Annotated in this window: 22 protein-coding genes; 14 read left to right on the plus strand and 8 right to left on the minus strand. The window is 53.9% G+C overall.

Annotated features, from left to right (window positions below):
• Positions 1-15: 15 nt before the first annotated feature.
• The gene (locus FFA38_RS00380; protein ID WP_138315039.1) at positions 16-357 is read right to left on the minus strand and encodes a DUF2200 domain-containing protein; all 342 of its coding nucleotides are present in this window, start codon (positions 355-357) and stop codon (positions 16-18) included.
• A gap of 91 nt (positions 358-448) precedes the next feature.
• On the opposite strand from FFA38_RS00380, the gene pdxH reads away from it, so the two are divergent.
• Positions 449-1102: a pyridoxamine 5'-phosphate oxidase gene (gene pdxH, locus FFA38_RS00385; protein ID WP_138315041.1), complete on the plus strand. Its 654-nt coding sequence runs from the start codon at positions 449-451 to the stop codon at positions 1100-1102.
• Here the strand turns inward: pdxH and FFA38_RS00390 are convergent.
• Positions 1093-2253: an MFS transporter gene (locus FFA38_RS00390; RefSeq protein WP_138315043.1), complete on the minus strand. Its 1161-nt coding sequence runs from the start codon at positions 2251-2253 to the stop codon at positions 1093-1095. The genes pdxH and FFA38_RS00390 overlap by 10 nt on opposite strands.
• Before the next feature lie 97 nt (positions 2254-2350).
• Here FFA38_RS00390 and FFA38_RS00395 point away from each other — a divergent pair, with 97 nt between their 5' ends.
• The gene (locus FFA38_RS00395; protein ID WP_253786205.1) at positions 2351-2827 is read left to right on the plus strand and encodes a DUF5956 family protein; all 477 of its coding nucleotides are present in this window, start codon (positions 2351-2353) and stop codon (positions 2825-2827) included.
• A gap of 17 nt (positions 2828-2844) precedes the next feature.
• Complete coding sequence (locus FFA38_RS00400) at positions 2845-3591, plus strand: DUF429 domain-containing protein (RefSeq protein WP_138315047.1); 747 nt, start codon at positions 2845-2847, stop codon at positions 3589-3591.
• Between the two features lie 10 nt (positions 3592-3601).
• On the opposite strand, the gene FFA38_RS00405 is transcribed toward FFA38_RS00400, so the two are convergent.
• Positions 3602-4120, minus strand: coding sequence for an SOUL family heme-binding protein (locus FFA38_RS00405; RefSeq protein WP_138315049.1), 519 nt, complete (start codon positions 4118-4120; stop codon positions 3602-3604).
• 58 nt (positions 4121-4178) lie between these two features.
• Here FFA38_RS00405 and FFA38_RS00410 point away from each other — a divergent pair, with 58 nt between their 5' ends.
• The 5 genes from FFA38_RS00410 (at position 4179) to FFA38_RS00430 (ending at position 9014) form a co-directional block, all read left to right on the plus strand.
• Positions 4179-4556: a thiol-disulfide oxidoreductase DCC family protein gene (locus FFA38_RS00410; protein ID WP_138315051.1), complete on the plus strand. Its 378-nt coding sequence runs from the start codon at positions 4179-4181 to the stop codon at positions 4554-4556.
• A complete protein-coding gene (locus FFA38_RS00415) occupies positions 4553-5458 on the plus strand; it encodes a TIGR01777 family oxidoreductase (protein WP_138315053.1) in 906 nt (301 codons plus the stop codon). The genes FFA38_RS00410 and FFA38_RS00415 overlap by 4 nt, the downstream gene beginning before the upstream one ends.
• Before the next feature lie 402 nt (positions 5459-5860).
• Positions 5861-7195, plus strand: coding sequence for an ABC transporter substrate-binding protein (locus FFA38_RS00420; RefSeq protein ID WP_138274851.1), 1335 nt, complete (start codon positions 5861-5863; stop codon positions 7193-7195).
• Between the two features lie 125 nt (positions 7196-7320).
• Entirely contained in the window at positions 7321-8193 is an 873-nt protein-coding gene (locus FFA38_RS00425; RefSeq protein WP_138274852.1) for a carbohydrate ABC transporter permease, read from the plus strand.
• Positions 8193-9014, plus strand: a complete 822-nt coding sequence (locus FFA38_RS00430; RefSeq protein ID WP_138315055.1) for a carbohydrate ABC transporter permease — start codon at positions 8193-8195, stop codon at positions 9012-9014. The genes FFA38_RS00425 and FFA38_RS00430 overlap by 1 nt, the downstream gene beginning before the upstream one ends.
• Before the next feature lie 58 nt (positions 9015-9072).
• On the opposite strand, the gene hemL is transcribed toward FFA38_RS00430, so the two are convergent.
• From hemL to FFA38_RS00450, 4 genes are read right to left on the minus strand one after another with little or no spacing between them, the layout of a single operon-like run.
• The gene (gene hemL, locus FFA38_RS00435; protein WP_138315057.1) at positions 9073-10383 is read right to left on the minus strand and encodes a glutamate-1-semialdehyde 2,1-aminomutase; all 1311 of its coding nucleotides are present in this window, start codon (positions 10381-10383) and stop codon (positions 9073-9075) included.
• A complete protein-coding gene (gene hemB / locus FFA38_RS00440; protein ID WP_138315059.1) occupies positions 10383-11369 on the minus strand; it encodes a porphobilinogen synthase in 987 nt (328 codons plus the stop codon). Before hemB ends, hemL begins: the two co-directional genes overlap by 1 nt.
• Complete coding sequence (hemC, locus tag FFA38_RS00445) at positions 11366-13087, minus strand: hydroxymethylbilane synthase (RefSeq protein WP_138315061.1); 1722 nt, start codon at positions 13085-13087, stop codon at positions 11366-11368. The genes hemB and hemC overlap by 4 nt, the downstream gene beginning before the upstream one ends.
• Entirely contained in the window at positions 13032-14297 is a 1266-nt protein-coding gene (locus FFA38_RS00450) for a glutamyl-tRNA reductase (protein ID WP_138315063.1), read from the minus strand. The genes hemC and FFA38_RS00450 overlap by 56 nt, the downstream gene beginning before the upstream one ends.
• A gap of 51 nt (positions 14298-14348) precedes the next feature.
• Between FFA38_RS00450 and hemE the strand changes: the two genes are divergently transcribed.
• The 6 genes from hemE to FFA38_RS00480 are packed head-to-tail and all read left to right on the plus strand — an operon-like array spanning position 14349 to position 20860.
• Positions 14349-15407, plus strand: coding sequence for a uroporphyrinogen decarboxylase (gene hemE, locus FFA38_RS00455; protein WP_138315065.1), 1059 nt, complete (start codon positions 14349-14351; stop codon positions 15405-15407).
• 5 nt (positions 15408-15412) lie between these two features.
• Entirely contained in the window at positions 15413-16690 is a 1278-nt protein-coding gene (locus tag FFA38_RS00460) for a protoporphyrinogen/coproporphyrinogen oxidase (RefSeq protein ID WP_138315067.1), read from the plus strand.
• 5 nt (positions 16691-16695) lie between these two features.
• Positions 16696-17403 carry a hydrogen peroxide-dependent heme synthase gene (hemQ, locus tag FFA38_RS00465; RefSeq protein WP_138274860.1) on the plus strand — a complete coding sequence of 236 codons (708 nt, stop codon included), beginning with the start codon at positions 16696-16698 and terminating at the stop codon, positions 17401-17403.
• Positions 17400-18506, plus strand: a complete 1107-nt coding sequence (locus FFA38_RS00470; protein WP_138315068.1) for a ferrochelatase — start codon at positions 17400-17402, stop codon at positions 18504-18506. The genes hemQ and FFA38_RS00470 overlap by 4 nt, the downstream gene beginning before the upstream one ends.
• A 28-nt stretch (positions 18507-18534) precedes the next feature.
• The gene (locus tag FFA38_RS00475) at positions 18535-18750 is read left to right on the plus strand and encodes a heavy-metal-associated domain-containing protein (protein WP_138315070.1); all 216 of its coding nucleotides are present in this window, start codon (positions 18535-18537) and stop codon (positions 18748-18750) included.
• A 7-nt stretch (positions 18751-18757) separates the two neighbouring features.
• Complete coding sequence (locus tag FFA38_RS00480; RefSeq protein WP_172955974.1) at positions 18758-20860, plus strand: heavy metal translocating P-type ATPase; 2103 nt, start codon at positions 18758-18760, stop codon at positions 20858-20860.
• Here the strand turns inward: FFA38_RS00480 and FFA38_RS00485 are convergent.
• Positions 20846-23104 (minus strand): glycosyltransferase family 2 protein, encoded by a 2259-nt coding sequence (locus FFA38_RS00485; RefSeq protein WP_138315074.1) that lies wholly within the window; start codon positions 23102-23104, stop codon positions 20846-20848. The two genes, FFA38_RS00480 and FFA38_RS00485, sit on opposite strands and share 15 nt — an antisense overlap.
• Positions 23105-23196 lie beyond the last annotated feature (92 nt).

A 23196-nucleotide genomic window follows, 5' to 3' on the forward strand; every position in this document is an offset into this window, starting at 1 on the left:
TACATCTGTTCGTGATTAGGTGCGCAAAATCTTTTCCATGGCACGGCCCTTGGCAAGCTCGTCAACGATCTTGTCCATGTACCGAATTTTCTGCATCAGCGGGTCTTCGATTTCTTCCACTCGCATGCCACAAATCACTCCTGTGATTAGTCCAGCGTTTTCATTCATGCGGGCTCGGTCAAAGAACTCCGTGAAAGTCGCATCCGAGTCAATCAAGGCCTGAAGTTCGTCAGCACTAAAACCGGTAAGCCAGCAAATTACCTGATCAAGCTCGGCTTGGGTTCGACCCTTCCGCTCGACCTTGGCGATGTAGAGCGGGTACACCCTTGAGAACGCCATCGAATAAATCTTGTGCATGCGGCCAGTCTATTTTCAGTTCGTGCGTAGGGGTTAGGTTTATAAAATCAAACCTAAGACGGGCTGTTGGCCCAAGGGCAGAGGCGGTCACATGGATTCACTAAACCGGCATGAGGACTACGGTCAGTCAGCGCTTGATGAGACCCACTTGCTTGCCGACCCTATTGAGCAGTTCAAGGCGTGGTTGATAGACGCAGAGGCCGCACAAATTTACGAGCCAAACGCATTTGTGTTGGCCACTATCGATGCTGAAAACCAGTCGCGCGCCCGCACGGTTTTGCTCAAGGGCGTTGATCAGCGCGGATTCTTTTTTGCTACCAATTACCTTTCGCGCAAAGGTGAGGCAGTGGCGGCAAACCCCAGCGTCAGTGCCGTCTTTGGTTGGTACTCAATGTATCGGCAGGTGCTGATTCAGGGCATTGCCGAGAAAGTCGAACCTCAAGAGTCAGACGATTACTTTGCCTCGCGCCCGCATGACTCGCAGGTGGCCGCATGGTCAAGCCACCAGTCGCAGCCAATTCAAGATCGCGCCGCACTCGATGACCAATTCACCTCGGCCCTGGCCAAGTTTTCAAACTCTGATGTCCCTCGCCCCGAATACTGGGGAGGTTATCGAATCATTCCAACTCGGATTGAGTTTTGGAAGGGCCGCTCAAACCGCATGCATGACCGCATCGAGTTTGTGCGAGAAATCGGTGCCGACGGTCAACCGGGTCAGTGGCAGGTTCAGCGGCTTCAGCCCTGAGGTATCAGGCGCTTGTTGATTGCCCACAGCACCAAGGCGCCTAAGGCAAATGCGGCACCCAAAAGTTGAATGCCAGCCCAACCCAAAGTTGGCCACAGCACAGCGGTCATGGCTGAGCCAATTGCCGCACCGATAAAGTTCACAGTCACAAAACCCGCATTCACTCGGCTGCGCGACTCCGGAAAACTTGAAATCAGTTTGGTCTGATTGCTGATTCCAATTGCCTGTAACGCAGCGTCCATCAGCAGCAATTGAATCGCTAGATAAATAAGTGACTTTTCGGCCAGGGCACCAACTGCCATTCCAATCGCAGTCGCTATCCAGGCAATTTTGGTGGCAAATTCAGCCTTTCCGGCATCGATCAATCGCCCAGTGCCGCGTGCACCAACCGCACCGATAATTCCAAACAGCCCCCAGAGCCCAATCTCAGTGGTTGACATGTTGAATTGCGGTCCAGCAAGCAGCAGGGTAGACGATGTCCAGACGGCACTAAAAATCATCATGCCAATTGCGTTGGTGCTCATCAGTCTGAATGCCCAAGGGTTTTTGACCATCAGGGCAAAAATGCCTGCTACCAACTTTGGGTAGGCCAGCTGAGGTTTTGGTTCAAGGTTTGGAATTGTGCGGTACAGCGCCAAGGCCAACGAGATGTTGGCAACACCGATAATCGCAAAAGCAGTGTGCCAGCCGGCTAGATCGGTCAGCATTCCACTGATAGTTCGGGCTCCCAAAATTCCAATCAGGATTCCTGAAACTACAAAACTTACGTTGCGCCCGCGGTGTGATTCATCGCTAAGCTCGCTGGTTAGCGGAATCAAAATCTGCCCCGAAATCGTTGTGAATCCAACCGCAAAAAGGGCAATTAGCAAGGTGTTGAAGTCGAGAGACAGGCTAATTGCAACCTGCCCTAAGCCCGCCAGCGTGACCATCAGGGGCACAAACTTTTTGCGTGACTTCACATCTCCGAGAGGTAGAAGAAAAACAATGCCCGATGCGTACCCCAATTGCACCGCTGTCACCAACCAGCCATTTTGAGTGGCCGAGGTGCCCAGGTCGGCTGAAATTTCACCAAGCAGCGGCTGAATGAAATACAGGTTGCCAACTGCCAAGCCCCCGGCAATTGCAAACAAAAACAGCATCGATTTCTTCATGTTCTCAACCTAAGCCTGGGCCGGGACTTTGGATAGGAGTCTTGCTGGCCCCCTTAAGACAGGTTCTGCCGCACCCCCTCTAAGAACTCCCGTGAGTATGCAAACTGCTAGTCTCTTGGCCATGGGATTATCCAGTTGGCCCTGGAATTGGGCAGACTTCAAAGACACTAATCTCGGGCTGGCACGCACGGTTGATCTTCCGCTCAACGGCCACTTCGCAGTACTGGCATTTGCTGCAGGACCCGGCAGGGCACATGAGATTCCCAATGTTTACGCGCCTGTCATGGAGGTCCGTGGAGACGGGCCTGCGACGTTTTCGATTCCAACGGATGAAGACAAAGAAGATATTCATTTCTTTCTGACGACTTATTTAGCAGACGCTGATATTCCTGAACCACCCGAGGGTGTAACTTGGCGACTCGCACTGCCAGCTGGCATATCCTTCGAACACCTTCAGACTTTTCAGCAAAGAGTTTTTGACACTGTCCTTCATCTGCACGGCGCAGAGCAGACTAAAGAAGCGGCCATCAGATTACGAGTTGCCTTGTCGCGTTTGTATAACGAGTCAAGTTGATTGGCTAGGGTTTATCCATGTTGATCGCAGGGGTGGACTTAGCCGCTGAGCCAAAAGGCACAGCCTTGGCCGTGATCGATTGGATTCCTGGTCGCGCAGTCCTGACTGATTTACAACTTGGCGTCGCCGACGAGGCCATTGTTGCCGCAGCGACCGGTGTTACCAAAATAGGTATTGACTGTGCCCTTGGTTGGCCCGTCGAGTTCATAAATTTCGTAAATCTTCAAGCTGAAATCAGCACGGGTTCTCCACAATTTGATGGCGGAATCGATTGGCGTCGCAAGCTTGCATACCGAGAGACTGACCGGCGCGTTCGGCAGGTAACTGGCCGTTGGCCATTGAGTGTTTCCACGGATCGCCTTGGCATGACCGCAATGCGCGCAACTGGTTTACTTTCAAAAATGGCTCACCATAGAATCCCGATAGATCGCTCGGGGGAGGGCAAGGTCGTCGAAATTTACCCGGCGGCATCGATGCGAATCTGGGGTTTTCAAACCTCGGGTTATCGAGCCTCACGCGACATTCGAGCCCAGCTCCTCAAATCAGTTTTGGCCGAAGCCCCCTGGCTTGACCTTCAATCCAACACAGAACTGATGATTGACTCTTGTGATGCCTTCGATGCAGTTATTGCTGCGCTGGCTACTCGTTCGGCTGCGCTTGGTCAATACCAGGCACCCGAGGCAGCTCTGCTTGAGCAGGCAAAAATTGAAGGTTGGGTTGCCCTGCCGAACGCAAGCCTTGGTGGTTTGGTGCAGTCGGACTAACCGCAAGTGGTTAGTCAGAAACTCTGACCAAAACCTCATTTCGCCTCAAAATAGGCGGAGTTAGCGGCGGGTTATAAACCGCGCTTGATACCTCGCCGACCGGTGCCAAACCAGCAGCTGCCACCCCGGCCAGTAACTCATCGCGCATCTGGTCAAAGATTCGGTTGTTCCAAACGCCCCGATACCTGAGCGCTGCAAACTTACCCGCCTCAACTTTTCGCAGTCGAATCGACTGTCCGTTTGGTACCGGGATGTGCTCTGGTGAAAAACTACTCGGCACCACAAAAGAAACCTTCCAGCCGCCAGAGTCCGGCATTTGTTGCACCGGAGCGGTCATCGAGATCTTTTGTCCGCGCGAATTCTCGCCACTGATGTAGCCAAACAATCGATTGAAGGCCTGGTTCGAGGCAGACCTGAGATCCTTAACCGCGGTCACATCACACTCGGCTAGCCAATACTCTTTGTATTCACGAATCTCAATTGCCCCGATGCTCCTAAGTACTCGGTACTCTGGCTTCTCAATTGCCATGACTGGCTCCCTCCGTTGGGCTCAACTCAACAATAAGTCGCAGGCGTAGTATCAAAGTATGGGGCAAATAAAACCGGTTCTTATTTTTGATGGTGACTGCGGTTTCTGTACGACCACCGCCAACTTGATTCGCGAAAAATCAAGCACACCGATAGAGATTCATCCGTGGCAATTTATTGATGTCACCAAATACGGTTTGACCCAAGCCCAGACCATGGACAAAGTCTTTGTGGTCGAGGGTGTTAAAACCTTTGGTGGCCACCGCGCCTTTGCCAAGATCTTGTTGCTGCAGAAAAACCCGTTGCTGAAGCTGGCCGGTGCACTGATTATGTACACTCCGATAGCTTGGCTCGCCCGCCCTGGTTACCGACTCGTTGCCAAGTATCGCCACAAGTTGCCGGGTGGTACCCCTGCCTGCAAAATCGAGCCGCGTTGAAACCAGTTGTAATTGCTGGTGGTTCGGGCACTCTCGGCCGAGCGCTTGCTAGGCACCTGGCCACCCAAGGGCATTTGGTATCGATTCTGACTCGCAACCCACAGTCAAACTCTGAGTTTCAAGAAATCCAGTGGAACGGCATCGATGCTGAAGAAAGCTGGGGGAGCCAGCTGAGTGGTTGCATTCTTATCAACCTTGCCGGCGAGCTGGTTGACCGGGTACCGACAGAAGAAAACATTGACCTTCTTGAGCGCTCACGAGTGCTGCCCACGCGTGCGCTAGCAACTGCGTCTAACCAATTTGGGGCGCCAAGTCTTTGGTTGCAAATGAGCACGCTGGCCATCTACGGTGATGCCGGTGAGCGCGACCTTACAGAAATTAGCCGACCAGCCGATGGCCCTCGTCAGATGGCAGGTGTGGCAAAGGCCTGGGAGGCAGCCATGGTCGGAGCAAACGCCGATCGCACTGTGATTTTGCGAACCGCTGTTGTGCTGCAACCAAGCTCCCCAGCGCTTGATCGACTCTTGACCATAACCAAGAGGTTTATGGGCGGTACGGTAGGCAATGGCCAGCAATGGGTGTCTTGGATTCACATCGAAGATTTCTTGCGCGCGATTGATTTTTTGATTGGCCATCAAGGCATCCAGGGCGTTGTTCACGTGACAAGCCCAAGCCCAATCCGCAACCGCGACATGATGAAGGCCCTGAGGGGTGTTGCGCGCAGGCCGTGGGTTCCACCCATTCCAAAGTTTGCCATTCAACTTGGTGCACGGCTGTTGTTCCGGACCGACCCACAACTGGCGCTGACTGGTCGCCGCGGCCTACCTAACCGGCTTTTGCGAGAAGGCTTTGAGTTCAGGTTTCCTAATTTTGCCGCTGCTATTCAGGATTTGGTCAAATAATCCCGCAGCCGGTGCCGTGATGTAAATGAGATGTTTAGTGCAAAAAATTACAGAAAACTGTAATCGTTTACAGGAAAACAATTCTAATTTTCCATTACCCCATAAATAGGCAGACCAGATTGGCCTACCGGCCTAAATCCTTTATAAACAAAGGAAGGCTGCCAAAACCTTCGTGGTCCTCGCGATGCCAACCCCAGCCACGTATGCGATCATGAACTGTCCAATAAGCCCATATGTTTCAAATTGCTAACGAAAACTGTAAACGCTACCTGTGAGCAAAATCAGTGGGTAAATTTGGTGTTGGTCATGACGCGTAACTTATGCGTTTTGCTCATCCATAAATCGAGGTTCCTTAGGTCCATCAACTACCTGAGACCAACCTCCATGAAAACAGGAGAAAAATTGATCAAGAAACTTATTGCTGTTGCAGTAACAGCTGGTTTGGTCACCACTCTTTCAGCTTGTGCACCTGCCGAGACCGGCAATGGCGCAGCTTGTGAGACCAAGACCAAGGTAACCATGCTTGGAACCATCAAGGTAGAGATCCAGGACGAATTCCTAGCTGCTGTTGACGAGTACAACTCATCGCAGGAATGCTACGAAGTTGAGTCAATTGCTGGTACCCCAGACCTTACCTTCCTAGCTAACGTAACACCGATGTACGCAGCTAACGAAGCACCAACCATCATGTACACCCTTCAGGAGATCCCTGACATGGCCGACAAGGTTATGGACTGGACCGGCACTGAACTTGCTGGCCTAGCTGGCGAAGGCCTTCTAGCAGCAGCTACCATCGACGGCAAGATTGTTGGTGTTCCATCAACTGCTGAGGCTTTCGGTCTTCTATACAACAAGGCTGTCCTTGACGCCGCAGGTGTAGACCCAGCTGCAATCGCAACCCGCTCAGACCTAGAGGATGCTTTCAAGGCAATCGAGGCTTCAGGCAAGGGTGCAATCCACTTCTCAGCTCTATGGTGGTCACTTGGTGCACACTTCACCAACAAGTACTTCGCAATGGCAGCTGAGGACCACGAGGGTCGTCTAGCAGTTCTTGACGGGCTTGCAGATGGCACCAAGGACCTAGACGCTGACCCAGTGTTCCAGAACTGGCTAGCTACCTTCGAGTTGCTAAAGAAGTACAACGCTTCAACCCCGAACCTAACTGACACCGAGTACGACGAGGCTCTGCTAAACCTTGCAGATGGCAACGTAGGTTTCTGGTTCATGGGTAACTGGGCTGAGCCAAACCTAATCACCAACGGTGCAGGCACCGACTTCGGAATCATGCCTCTTCCAATCAGCGATGACGCTGCCTCATACGGCAACGACTCAATCTCAGTTGGTGTACCTGGTTACTTCATGGTTGACAACGAGCAGTCGACTCAGGAAGAGCGCGATGGCGCTGTTGACTTCCTAACCTGGTTGTACACCACCCCAGAGGGTCAGCTACACGTTGCAGGTTCAGTTGAAGACGGCAACATGAGCTTCATCCCTGTTTACAGCGGCTTCACCGTTGAACCAACCACTTTCATGGCAAAGCAGATTTCAGAGTACGTAACTGCTGGCAAGACCATCGAGTGGATCAACACCTACTACCCAGCTGGCGGCCAGGACCTATACGGTGCTTCAGGCCAGAAGCTAATCACCGGCAAGATCAACGGCGCTCAGTACGCTGATGAAATTGAGAAGGCCTGGCTTGGCGTTGCCAAGACCTGGCGTGGCGAGAAGGTCGAGTAAGTTCTAACGAACTTGACTTTCTAGTCGAATAGTTTCAAATGGGACCATCCTGAGGCGGTAATGCCGCCTCAGGATGGTCCTAAACTCTTAGTAACCAAGCAATACATGAAAGCCAGGAGGCAGGAATGCACAAGGGCAAAAACATCAAAAAATTCCTGATATTTGCAGCCATACCGCTATCGATTTTCTTCATCGTTCTAGTGGTTCCTTTCAGCCAGGGTCTCTTCCTGACTTTCACCGACTGGAACGGCTTCGACTTCAACAAGTTCGTTGGACTCGAGAACTACGCCCGTTCCTTCGAAGACGAGCGCTTCTGGGCGACTCTAGGATTCACCGCCTCCTTCGTGGTCGTGTCAATCATTCTGACCAACGTCGTGGCTTTCTCGCTGGCACTTTTGGTAACCGCCAAACTACGCAGCGCAAACATCTTCAGAACCTTCTTTTTCGTGCCAAACCTTATCGGTGGTGTAATCCTCGGTGTTATTTGGCAGTTCATCTTCAACCGTGCTTTGGTTTCGATTGCCAAAAACTACGAATGGCCAGAGTTCTTCCAGTCATCATGGCTAAACGAAACTGACACAGCTTTCTGGGCGCTCATCATCGTGACCACCTGGCAGGCATCTGGTTACATGATGATCATTTACATCACCGGTCTTATGAGCGTTGAGCAAGATGTTCTTGAGGCAGCCCGCATTGACGGCGCCGGTGCTCTACGCACCCTGTTCTCAATCAAGATGCCACTGATGGCTCAGGCCTTCACCATCTCACTATTCCTAACCTTGCGTGCCGGCTTCATGGCCTACGACGTCAACGTAGCTCTTACCGGCGGTGGCCCATTCCGCACTACCGAGCTAATCTCGGCACACATTTTCAACGAGGCTTTCGTTTACGGAAACTTTGACACCGGACAATCAAAGGCAGTAATGATGTTCTTGATCGTGGCTATCGCAGCTACTGTTCAGGTGGCTATTAGCAAGCGCATGGAGGTCCAGCGATAATGAAGAAATCAAAACTAGGTCTCAGAATCACATTCTGGGTTGGCGGAATCCTTTCGCTGATCTATGCGTTCCCGTTCTTCTTGGTTCTAGTCAACTCATTCAAGCCAAAGCGTGAGATTCTAGACAACCCTCTATCGTTCCCGATTGAGTTCACCACCGATAACTTCGAGCAAGCTGTCAAGAAGATGGACTTCTTTGCCTCGCTGACCAACTCAGTTGTCATCACCGTTTTCTCAGTGGTCGCTCTGATCTTGGTTTCATCGATGTTGGCCTACTACCTGTCACGCATGCACAACAAGTTCTCAAAGGTCACCTTCATGATCTTGGTTGCATCGATGATCGTGCCTTTCCAGGCTCTGATGATTCCGTTCATGGGGTTGTTTGCACCGATTCTTTCGATCAACGACCGAGCATCTTTGATCTTCTTCTACATCGGTTTCGGTGTGGCGTTGTCTACGTTCTTGTACCACGGCTTCATTTCTAACATTCCAACTGAGCTTGATGAAGCGGCCGCCCTCGATGGTGCGAGCGACTTCACCATCTTCTGGAAGATCATCTTCCCGATGCTTTCACCAGTTACCGCTACCGTGGCGATTGTTAACGCACTGTGGATTTGGAACGACTTCTTGCTACCGGTTCTGACACTTGACCGTGACTCACGAACCTTGCCGTTGTCTACCTACCTGTTCTACGGTCAGTATTCATCAAACTACGGTCAGGCTATGGCGGGTCTACTGCTTGCAGTTATCCCAATCATTGCCTTCTACCTAATCCTGCAGCGCCAGTTCATTTCAGGTATCTCAAGCGGTGCCGTGAAATAAATCAGCCAAAGAAAAAGAGCCCTCTGCTACAGGGGGCTCTTTTTCTTTAACTAGAAGTTCAACTTACGGCTGCAGCTGACTTTGCGGCCAGCTTTGCCACTGACTCAATCTTCTCGATGTCGGCATCGGTGTGGGCCCCTGATACAAACCAGGCCTCGAAGGCTGATGGCGGCAGTGAGACACCGTTTTCAAGCATGGCGTGGAAGAACGCGTTGAATGCCTTGGTGTTCTGAGTCTGGGCATCGGCAAAAGTCACGACTGGCTTATCAGTGAAGAAGAATGAGAACAGGTTGCCACCGAATTGGGTTTGGTGAGCCACGCCCTCAGCGGTCAGTGCCGCCGAGATTACCTCGCCGACCTGCTTGGCGCGCAGGTCCAGGGTGTCATACAGTGCAGGGTCACAAAGTTCGAGAGTCGCAAGTCCGGCGGCAGTTGCTACCGGGTTTCCGCTTAGGGTTCCGGCCTGATACACCGAACCCAGCGGAGCCAATAGGTTCATGACCTTGGCCCTGCCAGCAACGGCAGCTACCGGGTAACCGCCACCGATTACCTTGCCGTAGGTCAGGATGTCGGGTTCCCAGCCCTCGCTTGGGTTGACCAAGCCCCACCAGCCACCTGCAGAAACTCTGAAGCCGGTCATTACCTCGTCGAGAATCATCAGCGCACCGTGCTTTGCCGTGATTTCACGAATCTTGCCGTTGAAGTTGTTGATCGGTGGAACCACACCCATGTTGGCAGGGGTTGGTTCGGTAATCACGGCAGCGATTTCGTGACCACGCGCGGCAAATAGTTGCTCGAGCGCAGCGGCATCGTTGTAAGGCAGAACCACAGTGTCTTGCGCCTGGCCAGGGGTAACGCCGGGTGAGTTTGGCAGACCGAGGGTGAGCACACCAGAGCCGGCCTGAACCAAAAGTGCGTCACTGTGGCCGTGATAGCAGCCGGCAAACTTGACGATGACGTTGCGGTTGGTGGCGGCACGTGCCAAACGCACAGCGGTCATAACGGCCTCGGTGCCTGAAGAAACAAACCGCACGCGTTCGGCAATTACAACGCGCTTGGTGATTTCTTCGGCAAGCAAAACCTCGTTTGGGCTCGGTGCTCCGAAAGAAGCCGATAGGGCCGCCGCTTCAGTAACCTTGGCCACAACGTGATCGTGGGCGTGGCCAACAATCATTGGGCCCCATGAGCCAACTAGGTCAACGTACTCGTTGCCGTCGACATCCCAAATGCGCGAACCTTTGCCGCGAACAAAATAGCGCGGATTGCCGCCAACGCCAGAGAATGCTCGAACCGGTGAGCTAACTCCACCGGGAATTACATTTTGCGCGCGGTTGTGCCAAGCAATTGAGGCATCGATGTTTTGGTTCATTAGAGGGTCTTTCGTGCGTAGAACATCTCGGCAAGTTCAAGTGCCCAGTAGGTGCAAATCACATTTGCGCCAGCCCGGCGCACCGATGCAACCGCCTCGAGGATGGCCCGCTCACGGTCAATCAAACCTTGCTCGGCTGCCAGCTCAATCATTGCCATCTCGCCCGAGACCAAGTAGGCGGCAACCGGAACATCAACGCTCTGGGCAGTCTCGCGAATGACATCTAGGTAGGCCAAAGCTGGCTTCACCATCACGATGTCGGCACCCTGCTCAACGTCTAGGCGTACCTCACGCATTGACTCGATGAAGTTGCGTGGGTCTTGCTGGTAGGTTCGGCGGTCGCCATCAAGTTCAGACTCAACGGCATCGCGAAATGGACCATAAAAGGCACTGGCGTATTTAGCCGAGTAGGCCAGTATCGAGACATCGGTGTAGCCAGCTTCGTCAAGTTGTTGCCGCACGTAACCAACCTGGCCATCCATCATGCCGCTGGCGCCCAGCATGTGAGCGCCGGCCTTGGCCAACTCAACTGCCATGCGTCCATAAGCCACGAGCGTTGCATCGTTGTCAACGTTTCCGTGATCATCGAGCACACCGCAGTGCCCGTGACTGGTGAACTCATCAAGGCAAAGATCGGCCACTACAACTAACTTGTCGCCAGCGTGTTTGCGCACGGCAGCAACCGCGCGGTTCAAGATTCCATTTGGCTCGCAGGCCGCCGAACCCAGTTCATCGCGCTCAGCCGGAATACCAAAAATCATGATTCCACCGATGCCGGCAGCAATCGCGCGGTCAACTTTGGCTAGCAGTGAGGCTTCGGTGTTTTGAAAAACTCCCGGCAGGCCTTTGATCGGCTTTGGCTCGGTCAGGCCCTCTTTGATAAAAGTTGGGTAAATCAGTTGGCTCGGCACAACAGTGGTCTCGGCAACGAGGTTGCGCATTGCCTGAGTGGTTCGCAGTCGGCGTGGGCGTTCAATCAAACTCATGCTGTTCTCCTGTTGCTGGCGGCTTCTACCAGTGCAGCCGGGGTGGTCCCGTTGGTCAGAGCAATGTTGCTAAATCCAAGTTTCTTTGCCTGTTCCAGTGTGGCATTGCCGGTCACCAAAACCAGAGTGGCCAAGTCTTTAGGGGTAACAAAACTGGCCACCGCACGGGCCGCACTTGGTGAGCGCAACACCAAAACATCGATGTCACCTTGCGCTAGCGCCTTTGCAGTTCGAGGCTCAGAAGTCACTGTCTCGGTGGTGTAGACCACATCGGTGACGAGGTCAACGCCCGCAAAAGTTACTGCGTCTTGCAGTGACTTCATGGCAATGCTTGATGCAGGCAGAATTACGCGCTTTGGATTGTGTACCAAGATTGACTGGCTCAGTGAGACCGCATTGGCCGCATCGGCAAGCAACACATCACCGACGCCCAGGGCCTTAACCTCGGCAGCGCTGCGTTCGCCGATTGCTGCAAATCTCAGGTTTGGGTTGGCAATCGCAGCCTGCAGCGCAACCATGCCAACCTGCTCGGCAAAGTAGCGCACTGCGTTTATCGAGGTAATTACCAACCAGGTGTCTGGCTCGGCATTGACCAGGGCGTCTAGCATTCGGCCCGCGCCGACCGGGTTTTCAAAGTTAGAAATCTGCAGGTAGGCGTCACTAATCACGTTGAAACCGGCCGCCTCAAAGGCATCTGAGTCTGGTTTGTTGTCACTTGAACGCACCAGCAACACCGATTTCTCGCGCGGGGTGCCAAGCTTCAGGCCAAGATCGGTCTGCATCAATTGATCAGCAACCTTTAGGCCCAGTGAGCGGGTCTTAGCCAAGGTTGCTTCTGCAGCATCGATAGAGATCGAGATCCGCTCATGCCAATCAGAGTCATTGTCAGAGAGCTCAGCCGTAAGTTGAATCAGCCCGCCCTCGATTACCGCGTGGGCTCCGATAGCGGTCGTGCAAGAGGCCGAGATGCCTCGCAATACGGCTCGCTCGGCTGAGACCAGAAGCTCAGTTTGAGCGTGATTGATTTTGTGCAGTTCGGCCAATAGCTCGTGGTCGTCCGAACGGCACTCAATGGCTAGTGCGCCCTGGGCTGGCGCTGGTAGCAGTTCATCGTCGGTAAAAAAGTTGCTGTCCCCCTGTCGCAGACCAACCCGATTGAGCCCTGCTGCGGCAAGAATTGTCGCGTCGAATTCGCCGTCATCAATCTTCTTTAGGCGGGTATCGATGTTGCCGCGGATGGGCTTGACCTCAAGGTCTGGGCGCAGGTGCTTTACGCGCGCGGCTCGTCGCGGAGATGATGTGCCGACCACTGAACCTGCCGGTAGATCAGCCAAGGTCAGCCCATCGCGGCTAATCAAAATGTCACGGTAGTCCTCGCGCTGCGGAATGGCTGCCAACGTGATGCCAGCCAAGGGTGCAGAGGGTAGATCTTTGAACGAGTGCACGATGTAATCGACTTCACCGGCAAGCAGCGCGTCTCTAAGGGAAGAAACAAAAACACCTGGGCGCTTTGGGGCAAACAGATTGCTGGCTGGGTTGTCACCCTCGGTCTTAATAAACACGAGTTGGCTTTCGAGGCCGGTAGCTGCAAGAACCTGGTCGGCAATCATGCCCGACTGGGTTTTGGCTAGCAAGCTGGCACGGGTGCCAAGCTTCAAGACCCTACTTGGCATCGGCCACGCGGTTGATTTCGATGCCGAAGACCATGCGAAGGGCATCGATGAACTGCTTTTCGTTGCCTTCTTTTGCCGAAGTCTTAGCGGCCAAAGTTGGTACGTGCATAAAGGTTGAAGTCACTCTCTTTAAACTGCGATGAACCTCTTCAGCCATTTCGTCGCCCGATTTATTTCTAACTCGTTCGACTTCTTCTTCAATCAGTTGGGCAATGTGCTTGCGCATTGCCACCACCATTGGGTCTGCGGCACGGGCAATTGCTTCATTCTCAAAATCGCTTACCTGGTGGCGCACAATTTCTTGGGCTCGCAGAATTGCCTCGCTGTGCTCACTCGGAGTGTGCAGGCGAATGTAATCGAGGTCCATGATCGATACGCCGGAAAGGTCGTAGACCGGAGGTGCAACGTCGGCCGACAAGGCCACATCGATGATGCGCAATTCTTTTGACTCAATAGCCAACACGGCTTTGGCAAGTTTGAAGTCGATCATGTGGCCGCTGCCTCCGCTGGCAGTCACGGTAAAGTCGCAGGCCGCCATGGTCTCGGCTAGCTCAGCCTTGGCAATCGGGGTTGCCCCGCGGCCTTCACTAAATTCTTCGGCGCGGCCGCTCGATGAGTAAACAAAAACCTGCGCAACGTTCTCGCGCTGCAAAGCGGCCACCACAACGCGGGCGTATGCACCCGTACCCATGACCAAAACCTTATTGCCCTCGATAGGGCCAAACTTTTCTTTGTGCAGTGCAAGGGCGGCTGTAAAAACTGAGCGCCCAGCTTCGCCGAGGCCGGTCTCGTTAGAAACCTTTTTTGCCACCTGAGCTGCAGACTGAAACAGCTTCTCGATCTCGGTTGAAGTGTGTGAATCTGCCTGGGCTACCTGCAGGCTGCGCTTTACCTGGCCGGCAATTTCGCCTTCGCCAACAATCATCGATTCAAGGCCTGAGGTTACCGAGTAGAGGTGTTGAACCGCTGCCGAACCGTAGCTAACGCGCAGCAGCTTGCTGCAGTAATCCCGGTCGAGGCCAGTAATTTCTGAAACCACACCGATTACATTCTCAACGGCGCTGTGAAACCGATCGGTGTCTAGGTAGACCTCAAAGCGGTTGCAAGTACCAATGGCAACGCCCCCGCTGATGCCGCTTTCTTCTTTTGAAATTGAAAAAAGTTTGCTGCGAATTGAATCGGTGTGACGTTCAAGATTTTCTAGTTCACTCAACGGGATGTCGTTGTAATTGGCGCCTAGCAATACGAGAGTCACAGGTAAATTCTAAGCGCCGAGTGATTGCCCCGGCCATGTAATGATTAATTGGTGAACCTACCTAGCGCGCACCCACTTGCCTCCGGAAAAACCTCAAACTCCCTACTGGTCAGGTCTTACCTGGGTGAGAAGACCGAGAGCAAAGCCATTTGGCTAATGCGTCAGGCCGGGCGTTCGCTACCGGAGTATCGCAAAGTGCGCGAGGGCGTTGCCATGTTGGACTCTTGCTTGCGACCAGAGCTAGCTGCTGAGATCACCATGCAGCCGGTCCGCCGCCACAAAGTGGACGCAGCTATTTTCTTTAGCGACATCGTGGTACCACTGAAACTAGCTGGAGTAAACGTTGAAATTGCCCCGGGCATTGGGCCGGTACTAGAAAACCCGATTCGCACCCGAGCCAACTTTGAGCGCCTTGAAGAGTTGGACCCGGCCAGCCTTGCACCGATTACCGAGGCGATCGGGTTGATTACCGCCGAGCTTGGCGAGACCCCACTGATTGGTTTTGGTGGCGCACCCTTCACCTTGGCGTCTTACCTAATTGAGGGCGGGCCGTCAAAAGAGTTGCCAGTTAGCCGCGCGATGATGGCCAACGACCCAGACCTGTGGAATGACATTTTGGCGTGGACTGCCCGGGTTACCGCAACCTTTATCCGTGGCCAGGTGTTGGCCGGTGCCAGTGCGCTGCAACTCTTTGACTCATGGGCCGGCCGACTGGGCCTCGAAGATTACAAAAAGTTTGCGGCGCCACATTCAAAGGCAGTCATGGATTCACTGCTTGACCTGCCGGTGTCTCGCGTTCACTTTGGGGTTCAGACCAAAGACCTACTTGCCGAAATGTATGGCGTTGGTGCAACTGTTATGGGTGTTGACTATGAGACTCCGCTTGACGAAGCCAACCGAATTCTTGGCGGAAAAGTGCCGCTTCAGGGAAACATTAACCCAGACTTCTTGTTCAAACCTTGGGCAGAGCTTGAGGCTCATGTTCGCGATGTTATTGCCCGAGGCGAGAGTGCGCCGGGTCACGTTGTGAACCTGGGTCACGGTGTTCCGCCAGAAACCGACCCAGACGTGATCACAAAAATGGTTGCCCTAGTCCACGGAGATATCTAGACCCAATGCCCAAAACCGCTGCAGTAGTTGGCGCCGGAATCGCAGGATTGGTTTCGGCTAAGCAACTAATTGAAGCTGGTTATCAGGTTGAAATCTTTGAAAGCAGCGGCCGAGTCGGCGGACTAATTGCGTCAGCCAACCTTGGTGGTCACCTCATCGACATCGGTGCTGAAGCTTTTGCCGTGGCAAAAAACACCGTTCCCGAGCTTTGCGCCGAATTGGGTATTGAGCAGCTGATAGTTTCGCCACAGCGCAGCGATGCCAGAATCCTCACCAGCGGCGGTGCCCACCTGATTCCTCACGGGGTACTCGGTATTCCGAGCAGCCTTGATGACCCAGCAGTTGTCGATGTGGTCGGAGCCGATGCCGTGGCGGCCGCAAAGATTCTTGATGCCCAACCGTGGGCGGCTGCCCCAGACATCACTATCGGTGCCCTGGTTGAGGCAAGGCTAGGTCGGGCATTTGTCGATAATTTCTTAACGCCGGTTATTGCCGGGGTCCATTCATCTGATGCCATGACTCTCGAGGCAGCCACGGTCGCGCCGGGCCTTTTGGCCAAGGCAGCGGAGCTTGGTTCACTAGTGGCGGCAGTCGGGGCAACCAGAAATTCTGCCGCCCGGCCAGGCGCTGCGGTGGCATCAATATCCGGTGGAATGCACAGGTTAGTAAGCGCACTTGAAAGCCATCTGATCAAAGCCGGTGCCAAGATTCACCTCAACCGTCCGGTGGAGTCCCTAGCTGAACTGGATGCTTTCGATCGAGTCGTTTTGGCTGCCGGAATTGAGGGTGCCGCGCACCTATTCGCCGACCTGGCGTCTATCCGCGGTGTTGATGCAGCGGTGGTTGCACTCTTGGTCGAGTCAGAGCAACTTAACGAGATGCCTCGAGGTAGCGGTGTTTTGGTGGCCGCCGACGTTGAGGGCATCAGTGCCAAGGCCGCCACACACGTCAACGCCAAGTGGGCTTGGGTCAATTCTGAGTTGCCGCCAAACCAGCACATTTTGCGTTTTTCATTTGGCCGCAATGGCATCCTGCCGGCTCACACAGATTCTCTCGCTGCGCTCGCCGAGGCGGATGCAGCCAAGATCTTCGGTGTCGAGGACATCCGGGTGGTTGAATCTGTGACTCAACTCTGGCCCAAAGCTTTGGTGCAACCCGGTCCGGGGCACTCGGTTATCGTCAAGCGGGTTAGAGCGGCGCTGGCCGCTGATGACCGTCTGGCAATCATCGGTGCTGGGCTCGGGGGAAACGGCATTACTGGAATTCTGAGCGAAGGAAGATGAACAACATGACTGAATCGACAACCCCAGCAGCCCGCCCAACGCCGGCCGAAATCAACGACACCATTCACTACACAACCTTTTTGGCGTATCAGCTAGACACTCGCGTGGCCGACGGTGCTTCGGCTAGCCGCAGCTACACCGCTTGGGTCGCTGAATGTGCCGCGGCCGGTGTGACGGTGCGTGGTGCCTATGACCTAACCGCCTTGCGTGCCGACGCAGCGCTGTTGCTTTGGCTGCACGCTGACACCGCCGAGCAACTGCAGCGGGCAACTCATGCCTTTGCCCGCACCGAGTTTGGTGCAAACTTCTCACCAACCTGGTCTGGAATGGGCATCCATCGCCCAGCCGAGTTCAACCGCTCACACGTGCCAGCTTTCATGCAGGGTTATGCACCAAAGACCTGGCTGTGCTTCTACCCATTCGTTCGTTCATACGAGTGGTACCTGTTGCCAGAGGCCGAGCGTTCAGAGATGCTTCGTGAGCACGGAATGGCTGGTCACACCTACAAGGGTGTTCAGAGCAACACGGTCTCGTCGTTCGCATTGGGTGACTACGAGTGGCTGCTTGCCCTTGAGTCAGAAGATCTTCACGAAATTGTCGACATGATGCGCACTTTGAGAAATACTGAGGCCCGCCGTCATGTTCGAGAAGAAGTACCGTTCTTCACCGGCAGCATTCTTGACGCAAACCTAATCGGAGAGACCTTCGCATGACCTACGACGCAATTCTTTTGACCTCATTCGGTGGCCCAGAAGGCCCTGACGAAGTTATGCCGTATCTTGAACGCGTAACTGCTGGCCGCGGTGTGCCTCGCGAGCGTCTTGAAGAGGTCTCTCACCACTACCTAGCTCTCGGTGGCGTTAGCCCAATCAACGAGCAGAACCGCGCGCTGTTGGCAGCCATGCGTAGCCACTTTCCGTCACGTGGCATCGACATTCCGATTTACTGGGGTAACCGCAACTCAGAGCCATACTTTGCCGATGTCCTGAAGCAGATGTATGAAGACGGCCACCGCAATGTTTTGGCTTGGGTAACTAGCGCCTACTCGTCTTACTCGGGTTGCCGTCAGTACCGTGAGAACCTTGCGGTTGCGCTCATCGAGACCGGCTTAGAGGGCAAATTGAACATCGATAAGGTGCGCCACTACTTTGACCACCCGGGTTTCATCACCCCAATTGCCGATGACCTAGCCACCCAAATCTCGGCAATGTATGACCAAGGTCTTGCCGCCGGTGACATCTCAATCATGTTTGCCACCCACTCAATTCCAACTGCGATGGGCGTTAGCTCGGGCCCTGAAGCCCGCCGTGAAGAATTTGCCGAGCTGGCCGGTGAGGGTGGAGCCTATGCGGCTCAGCACCTAGCCGCTGCCTCAGAGACCATGAAAAAGGTTGCCGAAAAAATCGGTGCTGAATTGCCTGCCTGGTCACTGGTTTACCAGTCACGATCAGGTTCACCATCGGTGCCTTGGCTAGAGCCAGATGTAAACGATGCCATCAACGCTGCAGCTGATGCCGGAACCAAGGGCGTCATTATTGTGCCGATTGGTTTTGTCAGCGACCACGTTGAGGTTATCTGGGACCTCGACAATGAGGCCAAAGAAACTGCCGAGGAGCGCGAGCTGAAGTTTGCCCGCGTGGTGACCTCAGGTGTAGCGCCAGAGTTTGTTGACGGAATCGCCGACCTAATTCTTGAGCGCCAGGCTGGTGCCGAGAAGAAGGCCCTGTCTAAACTGGGCCCATGGGTAGATGCTTGTGCAGTGGGCTGTTGCCCGAACCTGCGTAAAGAACTACCGGTAATTGCCGAAGCCGTCTAAAGCCTAGGCCTCTACAAAAGGGGTAATAATGTCATCGAAAAAAACTCTTCAGCTTGAAGGAATGACCTGCGGCCACTGCGTTGCATCGGTGACAAAAGAACTCGAAATGGTTGCCGGCGTGACCGATGTATCGGTTGACCTGGCATCTCAGTCGGCAACAATTCAGGCTGAGGACGGTGTCTCGCAAGACCAACTGAGTGCGGCCATTGATGAGGCCGGCTACAAACTCGTTTCGGTCAGCTAGGTCGGCCATGAGCTCGGCCGAAGTCAAGAGCCTTGATCTCGACATAGAGGGCATGACCTGCACGGCTTGCTCGAGGCGGGTTGAGAAGAGCCTGAACAAGGTTGCCGGCGTCAGTGCTTACGTTGACTTTGCGTCAGAAAAAGCGCACCTGACTTTGTCTGCTGACGTTGACCGTGCAGATCTTGTCAAAGCTGTCGAAGATGCCGGCTACGCGGTTGGTGCCGAGCGCAATGAACTCAAGAGCACCCTGGTGCGGCTTTGGGTTGGAGCAGTAATCGCGCTGCCGGTTGCCCTAATCAGCATGGTGCACGAGTGGATGCCACCTAACTGGAATTTGATCGCGGCTATTGCCACATTGCCGATAGTTATCTGGGTTGCCTGGCCATTTCACTCGGCTGCACTGAAGAACCTCAAGCACCAGGCCACCACGATGGATACCCTGGTGTCACTCGGCGTGATTATTGCCTACGGCTATAGCCTCATCGAGTTGCTGATGGGTGGCCACGAAGCCTACTTTGAGGTTGCCGCGGTGGTGCCGACTGTTGTGCTGCTCGGCCGCTGGTTAGAGTTGCGCACGCGTCGTTCAGCAACCGATTCAGTTCGGGCACTGCTTTCGGCTATTCCAGACACTGCGGTGGTTCGACGAGGGGACCAACAGCTGACCGTTGCCACCAACCAGGTTTTGGTGGGTGACCTAGTCATAGTTGCCTCGGGTCAAAAAGTGCCGGTTGATGGCACTGTGGTTGAGGGCCACAGTCAAATCGATAATTCTCTAATCACCGGTGAATCGGTGCCAACGGAGGCAGCCGTCGGCATGACTGTTGCCGCAGGTTCGCTAAATCTAGGCGCCAGCTTGGTCATCAAAACCACCGCTGCAAGTGCCAACAGCCGAATCGCTCAAATCGCAGACCTCGTTCGTGAGGCCACCGCCCACAAAGCCAAAATCTCAAGCCTGACCGACAAAATCTCGGCTGTCTTTGTGCCAGCGGTAATTGCAATTTCAATACTCACATTTGCCGCCTGGTGGTTGATTGGCGGCGATGCTCAGGCTGGTCTGCGAGCAGGTATCGCAGTTTTGGTAATTGCATGCCCATGCGCTCTTGGCATTGCAGTGCCAATGAGTCTGGCGGTTGCCACGTCGGTGGGCGCTCGTCGCGGAATTGTGATTCGAAACCCAGATGCGCTGTCTCTGCTGAGCAAAGTGAAGAGCGTACTGCTGGATAAAACTGGCACTCTAACCACCGGTCAGCTGAGAGTTGCTAAGACCATTCCGTTGGCGGGCTTTGATGAGCCGCGGGCCATTGCCCTGGCAGCTGCGATAGAACGTAACTCGGTGCACCCTATCGCCAAGGCCATCGCTGCCCTAGATTCATCGCTCAGCGCAGAGGGAGTTATTGAAACCGCCGGTACCGGAGTCTCGGGCAGGGTTGATGGTATTGCGGTTGAGGTCTCAAGGCGCGATGCCAGCACTTTCAGCAACCCAGATGCCCTTGTTGCCGCAATCGCCCAAGCCGGCCCTCGGTCGCTGGCAATTACCTCCATTGATAACCAGTCTGTGCTGTTGATTGCTCTTGAGGATGACCTGCGTCAAGAAGCCCTCGGAACTATTTCCAACCTCAAAGAACTTGGCATAGAACCTATTTTGCTTTCGGGTGATGTTGAGGCCAGAGTGGCATCAGTTGCCAAGGAGCTGGGTATTGAAACTTACTTTGCCGGTGTAGCGCCAGAGCAAAAACTTGATGTAGTCAGTGAGATCAAAACCAAGGCACCCGGTGGCTTGATTGCAATGGTCGGAGATGGCCTGAACGACGTTGCTGCGCTCGCCGGAGCCGATGTTGGGTTGGCCATGGGTTCAGGCACTCACGCTGCCCAATCGGCAGCTGCCATAACCCTGGTTGACGACGACCCGCTTTCTATTCCGTACGCGCTCTCTTTGGGCCGCCGGACATGGTCAAACATCAAGCAAAATCTTGGTTGGGCTTTTGGTTACAACGTCATCTTGATTCCGGTGGCTGCCCTTGGGCTTCTGAACCCAATGCTGGCCGGAACCGCGATGGCCTTTTCGAGCATCTCGGTGGTCCTGAACGCGCTGCGTCTAAACCGGCGGTAAAACGCTGCGGTTTCTGCTGGCCGGGACCATGGCAAGCGTGGTGTATCGGTGTAGCCAAGATGTTTCTGCCCACTGGGTAGTACCACCGATGCGGAACCATTCGTCCTCACCAAGAATTACGTTCTTGACCTCAAGGTTGCCTCGAACGACCAAACCGTCTTCGAGGGTTAGCGATACCGGAACAATTTCACCAACTGCCCAGGCATCGGTCTCACACATAAACGCAGCACCGTAGATGCTGAGGTCAATGCAGTTGGCCGGCAGTTCAGCCAAGTTTGCCGACAGCGATACCGGAACACGAGGAGCACGTCTGGCCCAAGCCTGGTTGCGGGCAACGTAAGGTTCAACGACATAGCAGTGCTCAACGACTGCATCTCGATCAGTATCGGTGTTCCACTCGACTGGTCCACCCAAACGTACGGTCGCCCCAGCTTCTGAATAAGGCCGAACGTTTGACACAGCTAATACGCCACGGGCAAGAATGGAAGAACCTTCGGTGGTCCGGCATTGAATTGTGAATGGAACGCGGGACCCTTCCGCTATTGCCAAGTCATCCACGGTAGATTTTGCAACAATTACACCAGCGCCAGCGTGATGCAAATCAATGCACTTAGCTTTATCGCCGGCAACCTTGGCCGCTAGGCTAACGGGAAATCTCCAGAGCTTTCGATACTGACGCCGGTTGTAGACTCTCGCAGTCATGCTGAACACAATTGCTGCTTCGACCACGCCAAAAATACTCGCCACGATAATGCCCGTGGCTGTAATCGGAGTTAGAAATCCCTGACCGGTCACAGCGGTCAAATACAAATCAACCCACCGAATGAGTAAGGCCAGAAGTGTGATGCTGGTGATAATTATCGGCAACCTAAGTAGCTTGACCGATCGCCAGCCACCGAGATCGACTTCATTTTTTGGAGTGACTACAAATGGCATTTCCTTGTTGGAGAACATGGAGGGCAGGGCATTCAGAAATGCCTCGAAAACAATAAGGTGATTGCGAATTCCCTCTAATGGTTGGGTGACACCACGCTCGAGTGCTGAGACGGCCAACATTGATAGCAGCACCCAGGCTCCCCAGAAATATAGGTAGTACTCTCCCGCATAGCCGACGGGTTGAATGGCAAATAGAGTCACCGCCAAAATACTGACCGTATAAGCCAGGCGCTGCAGCGGAGTCACATGGTAGATGAGTCCTCCGGTGTACGAAAAGCGCTGAGCAAAACTAAGTTTGGGGCTCCAAGCCTTTCGACCGCCCTTGCGATAGGAGCCGATGGTTCCTTGAGCCCATCGGAATCGCTGAATTGTGTAGGCCTCTAGGTTGTCGGGGGCCAAACCTTGAACGAGGTGCTCGTTGTGATACTTAATCTCGTACCCCGCCACTTGAAGAGAAAGCGAGGTCTCAAAGTCTTCCGTAGATGTCGCGATTGCCATGCCACCGACGGAGACAAGAGCTGCCCGGCGAATAAGCCCAGCAGAGCCGCACCAAAAAACAGATTTAAGTCGGTTACGCCCTGGGAGCAAAACATCAAAAAACAGCGACTGTTCGTGGCGACCAACCTCCTCATGCATCACTGAGTTATGGTTTCGAAACGAGTGTGCTGTTTGAACCAAGGCCAATTTCGGGTCAGAAAAATATCCGGTTGTTGCCTCTAGAAAATCTGGTGAAGGAACGTGGTCAGCATCCAGAACTAGGATTAGGTCGCCCTTAAGTTTTGGAAGAACTGCATTTATATTGCCGGCCTTCGCGTAGCGGTTGTTATCGCGAACCTGGTAATTGATGCCGTATTTTTCGGCCAACAGGCGCATCTCTTCTCGCCGCCCGTCATCGCACAACCAGATGGTTGTTCGTCCACGGACCTGCAATGCGCCTATTACTGTCGGAAGAATAATGTCGATGTCTTCGTCATAGGTGGCGATAATGATGTCCACCGCCAGATCCAATGGTGGCAAGCGCGGAGTGAGTGGAATTTCCCAAGCTTCTACAACCAGAATCAGGAATGTCACAAATCCAAAGGCCTCTGCCAAAAACAGCGGCCAAAAGAAGAATGGATTTGCATCGGGCAAGGTGAAGACTAGGCGCCACCAAAGGTAAAAAGAACCTGCACCGAGAGCAACTATTGAAACAAATTTGCCAACCGTAGGGTGTTGCTGGAACCACGAGCCAAGGCGAAGACGAGTCTTAACCACCGATGCAGGCATGGGTGCGTAGGGTTGGGTCGGTTCTTGGGGGTTTTTCTCCATGGGGCCGAGCTATTCGTTTCTACTTGGTCAGCAAAAAATTAGACCTCACTTACGCGGTCTATCAGGCTAAACTCATGCTAGCAGCGGAGGTG

It is taken from the genome of Rhodoluna limnophila (assembly GCF_005845365.1).
In the GTDB taxonomy this organism is placed as follows: Bacteria; Actinomycetota; Actinomycetes; order Actinomycetales; family Microbacteriaceae; genus Rhodoluna; species Rhodoluna limnophila.